This window comes from Cellulomonas denverensis, from assembly GCF_012396125.1.
GTDB classification, from domain to species: domain Bacteria; phylum Actinomycetota; class Actinomycetes; order Actinomycetales; family Cellulomonadaceae; genus Cellulomonas; species Cellulomonas denverensis.
In genome coordinates this window covers 498,396-512,540 of the sequence record NZ_JAAXOX010000003.1, presented here as the reverse complement: position 1 = coordinate 512,540, position 14,145 = coordinate 498,396, and the positions used below count along the sequence as shown (strand labels likewise).

Here is a 14,145-nt window from a genome sequence, read left to right as displayed (position 1 = left end):
CGGGTCGGCGCGGGTACGGGCCCACCGGGACCGGGATCAGGAGCGCGGCTTCTCGCGCATCTCCCAGGTCTCGATCACGTCACCCTCGCGGATGTCGTTGTACGACCCGAGGCCGATACCGCACTCGTAGCCCTCGCGGACCTCGGTGGCGTCGTCCTTGAACCGCTTGAGCGACTCGATGGTCAGGTTGTCCCCGATCACGTTGCCGTCGCGCAGCACCCGGGCCTTGCTGTTCCGGCGGATCTCCCCGGAGCGGACCAGCGAACCGGCGATGTTGCCGGCCTTGGAGGAGCGGAACACCTCGCGCACCTCGGCGGTACCGAGCTGCACCTCCTCGTACTCCGGCTTGAGCATGCCCTTGAGGGCCGCCTCGACGTCGTCGATCGCCGCGTAGATGACCGAGTAGAACTTGACCTCGACCCCCTCGCGGTCGGCCAGCTCCTCGACCCGCTCGCCGAACTTGACGTTGAAGCCGATGATCACGGCGTTGTCCACCGTGGCCAGGTTCACGTCGTTCTGGGTGATCGCGCCGACGCCGCGGTGGATCACGCGCAGGTCGACCTCCTCGCCCACGTCGATCTTGAGCAGCGCGTCCTCCAGGGCCTCGACGGCACCGGAGACGTCACCCTTGATGACCAGGTTGAGGGTCTCGACCTTGCCCAGCTCCAGGGCCTTGGTGAAGTCCTCCAGGCTGATCCGCTTGCGGCGCTTGGCCAGCAGGGCGGCACGCTCGGCGGCCTCACGCTTCTCGGCGATCTGGCGGGCGGTCCGCTCGTCCGGCGCCACCAGGAAGGTGTCACCGGCGCTCGGCACGGACGCCAGGCCCAGGACCTGCACCGGACGGGCCGGACCCGCCTCGGTGACCGTGTTGCCGTGCTCGTCGAACATCGCACGGACCCGGCCGTGGGCGGTGCCGGCGACGATCGCGTCACCGACGTGCAGGGTGCCGGACTGGACCAGGACGGTGGCCACGGAACCGCGGCCCTTGTCCAGGTTGGCCTCGATGGCCACACCACGCGCGTCCTTGTCCGGGTTTGCCCGCAGGTCGAGCGCCGCGTCGGCGGTCAGCAGGACGGCCTCCAGCAGGCTGTCGATGCCCATCCGTTGCTTGGCCGACACGTCGACGAACATGGTGTCGCCGCCGTACTCCTCGGCCACCAGGTTGTACTCGGTCAGCTGCTGGCGGATCTTCGCCGGGTTGGCGTCCTCCTTGTCGACCTTGTTCACCGCGACCACGATCGGCACACCGGCCGCCTGGGCGTGGTTCAGCGCCTCGACGGTCTGCGGCATCACGCCGTCGTCCGCCGCGACCACCAGGATCGCGATGTCGGTCACCTGGGCACCACGGGCACGCATGGCGGTGAACGCCTCGTGACCCGGGGTGTCGATGAAGGTGATCGGACGCTCGATGCCCTCGTGCTCGGCGCGCACCTGGTAGGCACCGATGTGCTGGGTGATGCCACCGGCCTCACCGGCGACGACGTCCGTGGACCGGATCGCGTCCAGCAGCTTGGTCTTACCGTGGTCGACGTGACCCATCACGGTCACCACCGGCGGCCGGGCCTGCAGCTGCGAGTCGTCCTCGTCGGCCAGCTCCTGGTCCAGGTCGATGTCGAAGGACTCGAGCAGCTCCTTGTCCTCCTCCTCCGCGGACACCATCTCGACCACGTAGCCGAGCTCGGCGGCCAGCGTGCCGAAGGTGTCCTCGTCCAGGGACTGGGTGGCCGTGGCCATCTCGCCCAGGTGGAAGAGCACGGTCACCAGCGACGCCGGGTTCGCGTCGATCTTGTCCGCGAAGTCGTTCAGCGACGCGCCGTGACGCAGGCGGATGACCGTGGAGCCGTTGCCCCGGGGCACCTGCACGCCGCCGAGCGACGGCGCCTGCATCTGCTCGAATTCCTGGCGCTTCGCGCGCTTCGACTTCCGTCCCCGGACCGGGCGGCCACCGGCGCGCCCGAAGGCACCCTGGGTGCTGCCGCGACCACCGGCGCCACGGGGGCCACCGCCGCCGGGACGGCCGGCGAACCCGCCGCCACCACCGGGACGACCGCCACCGCCGCCGTAGCCACCGCCGCCACCACCGGGACGGCCACCGCCGCCACCGGGACGGGCCGGGCGCTCACCCGGACGCCCCACCCCACTGGTGGAACGACCCGGCATCATGCCCGGGTTCGGGCGCGGGCCACCGCCGGGACGCGGCGCCGCGGGACGCGGACCACCCGGACGGGGGCCACCAGGACGCGGACCGCCCGGACGGTCGCCGCCACCGGCCTGCGCGGCCGGGGCCTCGGCGTTGCGGCGCTCCCCCGGACGGGGCATGCCCTGGGAGGGGGCGAAGGGGTTGTTGCCCGGACGCGGACCGCCCGGACGGGGGCCACGGCCCTCGCCGGAACGGGGCATGCCCTGGGACGGTGCGAACGGGTTGTTGCCCGGACGCGGACCGCTCGGACGCGGGGCGCCCGGGCGGGGGGAACGACCCTCACCGGAGTCGGCGGCCGGAGCGGCGGACTCGGCGGCGGGGGCGGCCGGAGCCGCGGCGGGCTTCGGCGCGGGGGCCGGCTTGCTCGCGGTGGCCGGCTTCTCGGCCGGGGCGGCGGGCTGCTCGGCGGCGGCCGGGGCAGCAGGCTGCTCCGCCGGCGCGGCGGCCGGGGCCTCCGCCTGGGCGGCGGCCGGCTTGGCAGCGGGCTTGGGGGCCGGCTTCGCGGCGGCGGGCTTGGACTCGGCCTTGCCGTCGCCACCCGCGGCGGGGTACGTGTCCCGCAGCTTGCGGACCACCGGCGGCTCGATCGTCGAGGACGCCGAGCGCACGAACTCACCGAGTTCGTTCAGCTTGGTCATGAGGGTCTTGCTATCGACTCCGAGCTCCTTGGCGAGCTCGTAGACGCGGACCTTGGCCACATCTCTCCTGTCTCGGTCCGCCCAGGACAGGGTCGGACCGTCGTTAGTGCTGGGTACTCATCGCTGGGTACTCATCGGTGCGTGCTCATCGGGCAGCCATCGGCTTCTCAACCCGCTTCCCATGTCGACGGTGCTCAAGGCCACCGGTGGTCCCGGTGGCCGGTTCCCCTCATCACCCGAGCTGCCGGTGCACCGCGGTCGTGTCCACCGGTCCTGCGATCCGCAGGGCCCGGGGGAACGCACGACGGCGCTCGGCGAGCTCGAGGCAGTGAGGGTCGGGGTGCAGCCACGCCCCCCGGCCCGGCAGCGACCGGGCCACGTCCACCACCAGGTCCCGGGGGGCGATCCCCCCGGAGGTGACGGGCGCGGCCACGACCCGCGTCAGGGCCGACCTCGGGCCGGTCCGCCGACATCCCACGCAGGTGCGGACAGGATTCGACCTGCCACGCACACGGGGAATGCCGGGCACGACCTGCCCAGCCTCATCAAGTCTAGCGCGCGAGGTCAACGGCTGAGACCGTCGGCCCCCGCGGCGGGTTCCGGAGCCGGGCCGGAACCCTCGGCGGCGTCGGACCGGATGTCGATCCGCCACCCGGTCAGCTTGGCCGCGAGTCGCGCGTTCTGGCCCTCCTTGCCGATCGCCAGCGACAGCTGGTAGTCCGGCACGACCACCCGGGCGGCCCGGGTGTCCGGGTCCACCACCGTGACCGAGACCACCCGGGCGGGCGACAGCGCGTGCGCCACCATCTCCGCCGGGTCGTCCGAGTGGTCGACGATGTCGATCTTCTCGCCCTGCAGCTCGGCCATCACCGCGCGGACCCGGGCGCCCATCGGGCCGATGCAGGCACCCTTGGCGCCCAGCCCCTGCACCCGGGAGCGCACCGCCATCTTGGTGCGGTGCCCGGCCTCGCGGGCCAGCGCGGTGATCTCCACGCTGCCCTCGGCGATCTCCGGCACCTCCAGCTCGAACAGCTTGCGCACCAGGTTCGGGTGGGTGCGCGACAGCGTGATCTGCGGGCCCTTGGGTCCGCGGGAGACGTCCAGCACGTAGGCCCGGATCCGGGCGCCGTGCGGGTACTCCTCGCCGGGGACCTGCTCGTGCTGCGGCAGCACGGCCTCGGTGCCGCCGACGTCCACCAGCACCACCCGCGGGTCGCGGCCCTGCTGGATGACCCCGGAGAGCACCTCGCCCTGCTTGTCCCGGAACTGGCCGAGCACCTGGTCGTCCTCGGCGTCGCGCAGCCGCTGCACGATCACCTGGCGGGCGGTGGCGGTGGCGATCCGGCCGAAGCCGGTCGGCGTGTTGTCGAACTCCGGGCCCAGCTCGGTGCGCGGCGGGGTGGCGACGATCGCGGCGCCGTCCTCGTCCTCGCCCGCCGGCGGCTCGGCGGCCGGCACCGTGATCCGCTCGCGCGCCCACACCGTCACGTGGCCGGTGCGGCGGTCCAGCTCCACCCGGGCGTCCGGGTAGGCGTCCGGGGTGCGGTGGTAGGCGGACAGCAGTGCCTGCTCGATCGCGGAGACCAGGATGTCCAGGCTGATCTCGCGCTCGCGCTCGATCAACCGCAGTGCCTGCATGTCGATGTCCATGTCAGTCCTCCTCGTCCTTGCCGCCGCGCAGCTCCACCTCGACCACACCCGCCCGCACCGCCGACAGCGGGGTGCGCACCGGCTCCCCCACCTTGGGCGGACGGCCCTTCACCCCCGGCGTCTCCGGCGTGACGACCAGCGTCGCCTCCGCCTCGCCCTCGGGCTCCACCGCGACCAGCCGGCCGCGCAGCGCCCCGCCGCCGGCCAGCTCCAGCACCACCAGCCGGCCGATCGCCCGGGCGTAGTGCCGCCGGGCGGTCAGCGGCGCGGTGGCACCCCGGGTCGAGACCTCCAGGGTGTAGCGCTCGGGCAGGCGGTGGTCCACGGAGTCCAGGGCCTCGGCGACGGCGCGGGTCACGGCGGCGACCGCGTCCAGGTCCACCGAGTCGTCGGCGTCCTCGGGGGCGTCGACCACCACACGCAGCACGTGCCGGCCGCTCTCGCGCACCAGCTCCACGTCCTCCAGCCACAGCCCGGCGGCGGACACCAGGGGTTCCACGAGCGGGCGGATCTCGCTGCTCGGCGCGGACATGAGTCCTCCAGAAGTCGGCTGTCGTCGGACGGCACCGACCGGCGAGGCGAGCTGACGTTGTGCGGTTGTCATACGTTGCGCGTCGCATCGGTACGGCGGGGCCGTCCCTTGCTGGGCCCAGCGTACTGACTCCGGGAGGCCCCGCAGTCCATGGCAGGATCGCGCGTGATGAGCGCCACGTCCACACCCCGTACCCGTCACCGCCTGGCCGCGGCGGTCGCCGTCGCCGTGCTCGCCCTGTCCGGCTGCGGACTGCGCCTGGAGACCCCGGACCCGACCGAACCGTCCCCGGACGCCGCCGAGACGCTGCGGGCCGCCGCGGTGGACGACGCGCTGGCCCTCGCCGACGGGGCCGGGCAGCTCATCGACGGCGCCGACCCGGCCCTCGCCCCGGTGCTGACCCTGGTGCAGGACGCCGCCGCCGAGCAGGCCGCCCAGCTCGGCGGGGTCTACGACTCCGGGCTGCCGCAGCCCACCGGCTCCCCCACCGCGACCACGGCCGCGCTCACCGGCCCCGACGAGCTGCTCACCCTGCTGGGCAGCACCGCGATCCGGGCCCGCACCGAGGCGCTGTCGGTCGCCGACCCGCAGATGGCCCGGCTGCTCGCGGTGATCGCCGCCGCCCGCGCCCAGCAGGCAGTGCAGCTCGCCGCCGCTCTGGGCACCGATGTCCCGCCGCTGACCACCGACGACCCCGAGCCGGCCGCCGACCCCACCGCCGGCGAGGCGGACGGTTCGGGCTCCGGCGACGGTTCGGCCACCGCGGCCGCCGGCACCGGGCTGGACGCCGCCACGATGACCGCGCTGATCGCCGCCGAGGACCAGGCCGGCTTCGGCTACGAGGTCGCCGCCGCCCGGCTCGCCGACGACGCCCGCGCGCAGGCCCTGGCCGCCGCCCGCACCCACCGTGCCCGCGCCGAGGAGTGGGCCCGGCAGGCGGGCGTCGCCGACACCGGCCAGGACCCGCGCCGGGTCAGCTACGACCTGGGCGGCACCCCGGCGGATGCCGACGCCGCCCGGACGTTCTGCGCCGGGCTCGAACAGCGGCTGACCGAGGTGCACGCCGACGCGGTGCTCGCCAGCACGGCGGACGGCACCGACCGCCACGTCCTGGTCGACCGGCTGCGCGAGGCCGCCACCGACCTGCTCTCCTGGGGCGGCACGGCGACCGCGCTGCCCGGGATGGACCGGCTCGCCACCCCGGAACCGAGCCCCAGCGCCTCGTCCTGACCCGCTCCGGACACACGACGGCCCGGCCGGGAACATTCCCGGCCGGGCCGTCGCGGCCACTCAGGCCCGCATCGCGTCCACCAGCTCCGCCACCCGGTCCGCCGCCTGGGCGACCGGCACCTGCTCGGACTGCGGCCCGTCCGCGGTGACCACCCGGGGGCGGACCTCCACCACGCCGTCGGCCAGTCCGCGGCCGACCACGACCACCAGCGGCACGCCCAGCAGCTCCGCGTCGGCGAACTTGACCCCCGGCGACACCTTGGGCCGGTCGTCGTAGAGCACCTCGATGCCGCGGGCGTCCAGGGCGGTCGCCAGCGCCTCGGCCGCCTCGAACACGGTCTGGTCCTTGCCGGTGGCGACCACGTGCACCTGGGCCGGGGCGACCTGCGCGGGCCAGGCCAGTCCCTTGTCGTCGTGGTTCGCCTCGGCCAGCGCCGCCAGCACCCGGGACACCCCGATGCCGTAGGAGCCCATCGTGACGACCTGGGCCTTGCCGTTCTGGTCCAGCACGGTCAGCCCCAGTGCCTGGGCGTACTTGCGGCCGAGGGCGAAGATGTGACCGATCTCGATCCCCCGGGCCAGCTCCAGCGGACCCGACCCGTCCGGCGCCGGGTCCCCGGCCCGCACCTCGGCGGCCTCCACGGTGCCGTCGGCGGTGAAGTCCCGCCCCGCCACCAGATCGAAGACGTGCTTGCCGGACTGGTTCGCGCCGGTGATCCACCGGGTGCCGTCCACCACGCGCGGGTCGAGCAGGTAGCGCACCGCGGTGCGGCCCTCCTCGCCGGCCGCCTTGCCGTCGGCGTTCGGGCCGAGCACCGCGGGGCCGATGTACCCGCGGACCAGCTCCGGGTGCGCGGCGAAGTCGGCCTCCACGGCGGTTTCCACCTCGGCCGGCGCGACGTTGGCCTCCAGCCGCTTGAGGTCGACCTCCCGGTCGCCGGGCAGCCCGACCACCAGCAGCTCGCGCTCCCCGGTCGGGTGCACCAGCGCCAGCACCACGTTCTTCAGGGTGTCCGCGGCGGTCCACTCCCGGTCCGGGCGCGGGTGCTGGGCGTTGGCCAGCGCCACCAGCGAGTCGATGGTCGGGGTGTCCGGGGTGTCCTCGACGTGCGCGGCCGGGACGTCCGAGGCGTCCACCGGCTCCGGCACCACGGTGGTGACCGCCTCGACGTTCGCGGCGTACCCGCCCGGCGAGCGGACGAAGGTGTCCTCGCCGATCGCGGTCGGGGTGAGGAACTCCTCGGACCGCGAGCCGCCCATCGCGCCGGAGGTGGCCGCGACGATCACGTACTCCAGGCCGAGCCGGTCGAAGATCCGCTGATAGGCCGCGCGCTGGCGCTGGTAGGACGCCTCCAGGCCCGCGTCGTCCAGGTCGAAGGAGTAGGCGTCCTTCATGATGAACTCGCGCCCGCGGATCAGTCCGGCGCGCGGCCGGGCCTCGTCGCGGTACTTGGTCTGGATCTGGTAGAGCGCCAGCGGCAGCTCCTTGTAGGACGAGTACAGGTCCTTGACCAGGAGGGTGAACATCTCCTCGTGGGTCGGCGCCAGCAGATAGTCCACCTCGCGGCGGTCCTGCAGCCGGAACAGGTTCGGGCCGTACTCGGTCCAGCGGCCGGTCGCCTCGTAGGGCTCGCGCGGCAGCAGCGCCGGGAAGTGCACCTCCTGCGCACCGGCGGCGTTCATCTCCTCGCGCACCACCCGCTCGACCTTGCCGAGCACCCGCAGGCCGAGCGGCAGCCAGGTGTAGATCCCGGGCGCGGCCCGGCGGATGTACCCGGCGCGGATGAGCAGCTTGTGGCTGGCCACCTCGGCGTCGGCGGGGTCCTCGCGCAGCGTGCGCAGGAAGAGCGTGGACAGGCGTAGAAGCATGGGGTGCAGCCTAGTGCGGCGCGCCGCTGCCGGGCCCCAGGTCACCCCCGCAGGCCGCGGTACGGCCTGCGGGGGCGTGCCCGGCCAGTCCCCTGTGCTTATCCGGCCGGACGTCCCTGGCGCCCGTCCCGGCACCGAGGCACCGGGGGGACGCTCTTCCACACCGCCCGCGGGCGGCCCCTGCTGTGGAAGGACACCCCATGACGAGGTGTCGCTACGACTCTATGTCATAGGGACCATGACAGGTGCCACGACCGGCCCGAACCGTGAGTCGGAACCGCTCACACTGGCGGGTGCGGGCAGCCAAATGGGGGTGGTCTGCGCCACGATGTGGGTATGCCCGAGCTGCCCGAAGTGGAGTCCCTGGCCGGATTCCTCCGCGACCGCACCGCCGGCCGGAGGATCACCGCCGTCGAGGTGGGGGCGATCAGTGCCCTGAAGACCTTCGATCCGCCACCGGACGCGCTGGTCGGCGGCACCGTCACCGGGGTGGACCGGCACGGCAAGTGGCTGGACCTCGCGGTCGGGGCCGACCTGCACCTGGTCTTCCACCTGGCGCGGGCGGGCTGGCTGCGCTGGTCCGACCCGCTGCCGCGCACCCCGGTCCGGCCCGGGCGCTCACCGCTGGCCCTGCGGCTGCGGCTGGACGACGACTCCGGCTTCGACCTGACCGAGGCCGGCACCCGCAAACGCCTGGCGGTCTACCTGGTGCACGATCCGGCCCAGGTGCCCCAGGTCGCGAGCCTCGGCGTCGACCCGCTGTCACCGGAGTTCACCGTCGAACGCCTGGCGCAGCTGATGGCCGCCAAGAACCAGCAGATCAAGGGCCTGCTGCGCGATCAGGGCACCATCGCCGGGATCGGGAACGCCTACTCGGACGAGATCCTGCTGGTCGCCCGGACCAGCCCGTTCGCCCTCACCCGGTCCTTCGACGCCGCGCACACCGCCCGGCTGCACGCCGCGGTGCTGTCCGTCCTGACCGAGGCGATCGAGGCCTCCGCCGGGCGGCCGGCCGCCGAGCTCAAGGACAGCAAGCGGCGCGGGATGCGGGTGCACGGCCGGACCGGCGAACCGTGCCCGGGCTGGAACGGGGTGCCCTGCGGGGACACCGTGCACGAGGTGTCGTTCGCCGACTCCTCGCTGCAGTACTGCCCCACCTGCCAGACCGGCGGCAAGCCGCTGGCGGACCGGCGGATGTCCCGGCTGTTGAAGTGAGGCAGGCCGGCGGTGACGCCGGGGCGTTGTCGTCGGCGAGCGCCGGAATCGCCGACCTGGGAACCGCGGCGGCCGCCACTACGTGCAGCGACTAGAACAACACGGTGGCAAAGGTCCCGACCTGACGGAAACCGACCTTCCGGTACGCCGCCATTGCCCGGGCGTTGTAGGCATTCGCGTACAGCGACACCACCGGCGCGACCTCCCGGCGGGTCTGGGCGACCACCGCCGCCATCCCCGCCTCGGACAGCCCGGCACCGCGCCGGTCCGGGCGTACCCAGACGCCCTGCACCTGCGCGACACCTCCGGCGACGGCGCCGAGTTCGGCCTTGAACACCACCCGGCCATCGGCGTCCATCCGGACGTAGGACCGCCGGTCGCGGATCAGCCCGCGCACCCGGGCCTCGTACGCCCCACCGGAGCCGGCCAGCGGGGAGTAACCGACCTCCTCGGTGAACATCTGGACACAGGCCGGCAGCAGCGCGTCGAACTCCTCCGGACGGCTCAGCCGTACCTGCGGGTCGGGGGCGACGGCGGGGTCGTGGTCGAGCACCATCGACGGCTGGTCGTCGCGCACCTCGCGCACGTGACCCCAGGCGGGCCGCAGCCGGTCCCACAGTCCGAGTGCGGCCGGGGCCTCGCCGACGATGGACGAGCACCGCCGGCCCTGCGCCCGGCCGAAGGCCCCGAAGGCCTCCAGGGCGTGCTCGGTGATCAGCGCGGCGCGGGCGGGATCCACGTCCGGCAGCGCGGGGATCACCGGGACCAGGTTCGCCCCGGACCAGCAGATCGCGACCAGCAGGCCGTCCACCTGGTACCCCCACAGGTGACCACCGGTGCGGCGCAGTCCGATCCGCGCCGCCTGCTCCAGCCGCACCGTGGCCAGCACCGAGGCCACCGGGTCGAGCCCGCAGACCGCGAGCGCCGCGGGCAGGTCCTCGTCCCCGAGCACCCGTCCGGTCCCCGGGCCGCTGCGGACGCCGGGCCCCGCCGCCGTCACCACGTCCCTCACGACACCCGCACCACCGGCGCGGCACCGTCCACCGGCGTCATGCCGTCCGCGATCCGCATCGCCTCGTCGATCAGGGTCTCCACGATGGCGGACTCCGGCACCGTCCGGACCACCTCGCCCTTGACGAAGATCTGGCCCTTGCCGTTCCCGGACGCCACCCCCAGGTCGGCCTCCCGGGCCTCCCCCGGTCCGTTGACCACACAGCCCATCACGGCGACCCGCAGCGGCACGCTCAGGCCCTCCAGCCCGGCGGTGACCCGCTCGGCCAGCGAGTAGACGTCCACCTGCGCACGCCCGCAGGACGGGCAGGACACGATCTCCAGCTTCCGCGGCCGCAGGTTCAGCGACTGCAGGATCTGGATGCCGACCTTGACCTCCTCCACCGGCGGGGCGGACAGCGACACCCGGATCGTGTCGCCGATGCCCTGGCTGAGCAGCGCGCCGAAGGCCGTGGCGGACTTGATCGTGCCCTGGAACGCCGGGCCGGCCTCGGTCACGCCCAGGTGCAGCGGCCAGTCGCCCCGCTCGGACAGCAGCTCGTAGGCCCGCACCGTGACCACCGGGTCGTGGTGCTTGACCGAGATCTTGAAGTCGTGGAAGTCGTGCTCCTCGAACAGCGAGGCTTCCCACACCGCCGACTCCACCAGCGCCTCCGGCGTGGCCCGGCCGAACTTGGCCAGCAGCCGCGGATCGAGCGACCCGGCGTTCACCCCGATCCGGAGCGACACCCCGGCCTGCTCGGCGGCGCGGGCGATCCCGCGCACCTGGTCGTCGAACGCGCGGATGTTGCCCGGGTTCACCCGGACCGCCGCACAGCCGGCATCGATCGCGGCGTAGACGTAGCGCGGCTGGAAGTGGATGTCCGCGACCACCGGGATCTGCGACTTGCGGGCGATCGCCGGCAGCGCGTCCGCGTCGTCCTGGCTGGGCACCGCCACCCGCACGATGTCGCAGCCGGCCGCGGTCAGCTCGGCGATCTGCTGCAGGGTGGCGTTGACGTCCGCGGTGACCGTGGTGGTCATCGACTGCACACTGACCGGGGCGTCGCCGCCGACCTCCACCGAGCCGACCCGGATCTTCCTGGTCGGGCGGCGGGGGGCCAGCACCGGCGCGGGCGGCTCGGGCATCCCGAGGGCGATCGGCGTGGTCACCGGCTCATCATCGCACCGTGCACCCGGCCCGCACCTCGGGGCTCAGCCGGTGATCGGGTTGACGATGTCGGCCAGCATCAGCACCACGCTCATGCCGCCGAGCAGCACGAACACCCCGAGCGCCACCGGCTGCAACCGGGCGGCGTCGGCGGGCCGGGGCCGGGGCAGGTGCCGCAGCCGGGCGGTCTGCCGCTTGATGCCCTCCCACATCGCCGCCGCCACGTGCCCGCCGTCCAGCGGCACCAGCGGGATCAGGTTGAAGGCGAACAGCGCCAGGTTCAACGACGCCAGCAGGGACAACATGCTCGCCACCCGCTCCGCGATCGAGAAGCCCGCCGCGTCGGAGCCGCCGATCTGGCCGGCGATCTGGCCGACACCGACCAGGCTGATCACCCCGTTGGGATCCCGCTCGCCGCCACCGAAGGCGGAGCTGACCGTGTTCACCACCGTCACCGGCAGCGTCGCCACCGCCTTGGCCGTCTCCCAGGTCGCCTGCGCCGTGACGCCGAGCGCCTCGGACACCGGCTGGCGCACCAGCTCGTCCGCGGGGCTGATCCCGACGAAGCCGACCTCGGTGTAGACCGGGTCGCCGTCGGCGTCGGTCACCACCTGGCCCTGGTCGTCCACCTGCGGGCGCTCGGCGGCCACCGGGGTGAGCTGCAGTGTGACCTGCTCGCCGTTGCGCTCGACCACCACCGGTACCGTCCGGCCCGCGTCCTGGCGGATCAGCCCGGAGACCTGGTCCCAGGAGCTGATCGCCTGGCCGTCGTAGGACACGATCCGGTCGCCCGGCTCCAGCCCGGCCGCCGCACCGGGCGACTGCGGGTCGTCGGCGGAGCAGCTGGTGGCGGTGGACCCGGCGGGCAGCACGCACTCGCTGACCGACGCCAGGGTGGTCGACGACTGCGGCATGCCGATCCCGACGTAGACCACGCCGAGCAGCACCACCGCGATCACCAGGTTCATCACCGGGCCGCCGAGCATCACGATCAGCTTCTTGGGCGTGGACAGCCGGTAGAACGCACGGTGGTCCTCCCCGGGGCGGATCTCCTCGGCGCTGGCCTCCCGGGCCTCGGCCGCGATCCGGCTGAACCAGCCGCGCACCGGCGGGTTGCCCACCGCCTCCGGGGTCGGGTACATCCCGATCAGCCGGACGTAGCCGCCCAGCGGGATCGCCTTCACGCCGTACTCGGTCTCACCGCGGGTGCGCGACCACAGGGTCGGGCCGAAGCCGACCATGTACTGGCTGACCCGGACACCGAACTTCTTGGCCGGGACCATGTGGCCCACCTCGTGCAGCGCGATGGAGACCAACACGCCCACGATCAGGACCAGCACGCCGATCGCGTAGGCCATCACCCCTCCATCCTGACTGCGAGAACCGCACCATGGTGCCCCAGATTCCTGGGGACCGGCTGGACGTTCAGTGATTGTGCGGGCCGACGTCGGCGGCCACCCGGTTCCGCCCGTCCCGCTTGGCCCGGTACATCAGCGCATCCGCCCGGGCGATCACCTCGTGCGGGCCCTCCCCCGCCCGGAGCATCGTGACCCCGACGCTGGCGGTCACCGGCACCCCCACCTGGGCACCGATCGCCTCCGGCAGCAGCACCCGCAACCGCTCGGCGGTCTCCGCCGCCCCGTCCGCGGTCAGTCCCGGCGCCACCGCGACGAACTCCTCGCCGCCCAGCCGGGCCACCAGGTCGCCGGAGCGCAGCGCCCCCTCCAGCACCCTCGCCACCGCGGTCAGCACCCGATCCCCGGTGTCGTGCCCGTGGGTGTCGTTCACGTCCTTGAACCGGTCCAGGTCCAGGTAGAGCAGCGCCACCGGCATCCCGGCCGCCACCAGCCGGGCCTGGTACACCAGCTCGTCCTCCAGCCGGCGCCGGTTCGCCGCACCGGTGAGCGGGTCGCGGTAGGCCATCTCCCGCATGCTCGCCGCCTCCGCACTGGCGGTGCGGGCAGCCTGGTACGCCCGGGCCGCCTGCTCCTTGCTCCGGGCCAGCACGTGCAGCATTGCCGCCAGCACCGCCAGGTACACCGCGTAGCGGACCAGATCCAGCAGGTGCCCGGTGTCCCGGGGCGGGGTGAGCAGCCCGATCGGTCCCACCACCAACACCGCCAGGACCACCGCCGCCGCGTGCAGCCCCGCGGGGCGGGTGCCGAACACCACGTACCCGATCACGGTGAACAGAGCCAGTCCCATGAACACGGTGGGGAACAGCGAGTCCCAGCCACCCCCGTCCGCCGGGCTGATCGACAACCGGGCCGCCAGCAGCGCGAGCCACACCAGGTCCAGCCCCACCAGCACCAGCCGGGCCACCGGCAGCACCGCCCGCGGCCGGCGCAGCACCAGCCAGGCGAACAGCCCGATCACCCCCACCAGCGCCGGCGAGGTCCAGCGCACCAACAGGTCGGACCAGCGCAACACCGCCACCGCCACCACGGCCACCAGCCCCACCGCCAGGCAGACCAGCAACACCCGCCGGATCGCCGCGGTGGTGGGGTCGTCCGCACGCCGGGCGATCGGTACCTCCCGGTACGGGGCGCTCATGCGGGCACGGTACCGGCGGTGCACCGGGGCGTCAGCGGTCCGGGGACGACTTCACCCTGCCGACCCCCACGGAACCCAGCCGCTCGCCGGCCGCCCG

The 14,145-nt window shown here is 73.8% G+C and carries 11 protein-coding genes; 2 read left to right on the top strand and 9 right to left on the bottom strand.

From position 1 onward, the window contains the following. Nucleotides 1–36: 36 nt before the first annotated feature. From infB to HGA03_RS09170, 4 genes are all read right to left on the bottom strand, one after another. Entirely contained in the window at nt 37–2,898 is a 2,862-nt protein-coding gene (infB, locus tag HGA03_RS09185) for a translation initiation factor IF-2 (RefSeq protein WP_168629926.1), read from the bottom strand. Between the two features lie 172 nt (nt 2,899–3,070). After that, the gene (locus HGA03_RS19585; RefSeq protein WP_378083937.1) at nt 3,071–3,316 is read right to left on the bottom strand and encodes a YlxR family protein; all 246 of its coding nucleotides are present in this window, start codon (nt 3,314–3,316) and stop codon (nt 3,071–3,073) included. 86 nt (nt 3,317–3,402) lie between these two features. Further along, the gene (gene nusA / locus HGA03_RS09175; RefSeq protein WP_168629925.1) at nt 3,403–4,488 is read right to left on the bottom strand and encodes a transcription termination factor NusA; all 1,086 of its coding nucleotides are present in this window, start codon (nt 4,486–4,488) and stop codon (nt 3,403–3,405) included. Between the two features lies 1 nt (nt 4,489). After that, the gene (locus tag HGA03_RS09170; protein WP_168629924.1) at nt 4,490–5,020 is read right to left on the bottom strand and encodes a ribosome maturation factor RimP; all 531 of its coding nucleotides are present in this window, start codon (nt 5,018–5,020) and stop codon (nt 4,490–4,492) included. Nucleotides 5,021–5,188: 168 nt separating this feature from the next. Here HGA03_RS09170 and HGA03_RS09165 point away from each other — a divergent pair, with 168 nt between their 5' ends. Then, nucleotides 5,189–6,250, top strand: a complete 1,062-nt coding sequence (locus HGA03_RS09165; protein ID WP_168629923.1) for a DUF4439 domain-containing protein — start codon at nt 5,189–5,191, stop codon at nt 6,248–6,250. 60 nt (nt 6,251–6,310) lie between these two features. On the opposite strand, the gene HGA03_RS09160 is transcribed toward HGA03_RS09165, so the two are convergent. Further along, complete coding sequence (locus HGA03_RS09160) at nt 6,311–8,119, bottom strand: proline--tRNA ligase (protein WP_168629922.1); 1,809 nt, start codon at nt 8,117–8,119, stop codon at nt 6,311–6,313. A 336-nt stretch (nt 8,120–8,455) separates the two neighbouring features. Between HGA03_RS09160 and HGA03_RS09155 the strand changes: the two genes are divergently transcribed. Then, nucleotides 8,456–9,334 (top strand): Fpg/Nei family DNA glycosylase, encoded by an 879-nt coding sequence (locus HGA03_RS09155; protein ID WP_168629921.1) that lies wholly within the window; start codon nt 8,456–8,458, stop codon nt 9,332–9,334. Between the two features lie 91 nt (nt 9,335–9,425). Here HGA03_RS09155 and HGA03_RS09150 read toward each other — a convergent pair whose 3' ends face one another. The 4 genes from HGA03_RS09150 to HGA03_RS09135 form a co-directional block, all read right to left on the bottom strand. Then, the gene (locus tag HGA03_RS09150) at nt 9,426–10,286 is read right to left on the bottom strand and encodes a GNAT family N-acetyltransferase (protein WP_239073551.1); all 861 of its coding nucleotides are present in this window, start codon (nt 10,284–10,286) and stop codon (nt 9,426–9,428) included. Nucleotides 10,287–10,342: 56 nt separating this feature from the next. Then, nucleotides 10,343–11,497: a flavodoxin-dependent (E)-4-hydroxy-3-methylbut-2-enyl-diphosphate synthase gene (ispG, locus tag HGA03_RS09145; protein WP_168629920.1), complete on the bottom strand. Its 1,155-nt coding sequence runs from the start codon at nt 11,495–11,497 to the stop codon at nt 10,343–10,345. A 42-nt stretch (nt 11,498–11,539) separates the two neighbouring features. Then, on the bottom strand, nt 11,540–12,853 hold the full coding sequence (locus tag HGA03_RS09140) for a M50 family metallopeptidase (RefSeq protein ID WP_203767378.1): 1,314 nt from the start codon (nt 12,851–12,853) through the stop codon (nt 11,540–11,542). Nucleotides 12,854–12,920: 67 nt separating this feature from the next. Beyond that, the gene (locus HGA03_RS09135) at nt 12,921–14,048 is read right to left on the bottom strand and encodes a GGDEF domain-containing protein (RefSeq protein WP_168629918.1); all 1,128 of its coding nucleotides are present in this window, start codon (nt 14,046–14,048) and stop codon (nt 12,921–12,923) included. Nucleotides 14,049–14,145: the final 97 nt, after the last annotated feature.

Bases quoted from the DNA above. Each gene is read 5' to 3' on its own strand.
- nusA (WP_168629925.1), bottom strand. From the start codon at position 4,488: ATGGACATCGACATGCAGGCACTGCGGTTGATCGAGCGCGAGCGCGAG.
- HGA03_RS09170 (WP_168629924.1), bottom strand. From the start codon at position 5,020: ATGTCCGCGCCGAGCAGCGAGATCCGCCCGCTCGTGGAACCCCTGGTG.
- HGA03_RS09165 (WP_168629923.1), top strand. From the start codon at position 5,189: ATGAGCGCCACGTCCACACCCCGTACCCGTCACCGCCTGGCCGCGGCG.
- HGA03_RS09160 (WP_168629922.1), bottom strand. From the start codon at position 8,119: ATGCTTCTACGCCTGTCCACGCTCTTCCTGCGCACGCTGCGCGAGGAC.
- HGA03_RS09155 (WP_168629921.1), top strand. From the start codon at position 8,456: ATGCCCGAGCTGCCCGAAGTGGAGTCCCTGGCCGGATTCCTCCGCGAC.
- HGA03_RS09140 (WP_203767378.1), bottom strand. From the start codon at position 12,853: ATGGCCTACGCGATCGGCGTGCTGGTCCTGATCGTGGGCGTGTTGGTC.
- HGA03_RS09135 (WP_168629918.1), bottom strand. From the start codon at position 14,048: ATGAGCGCCCCGTACCGGGAGGTACCGATCGCCCGGCGTGCGGACGAC.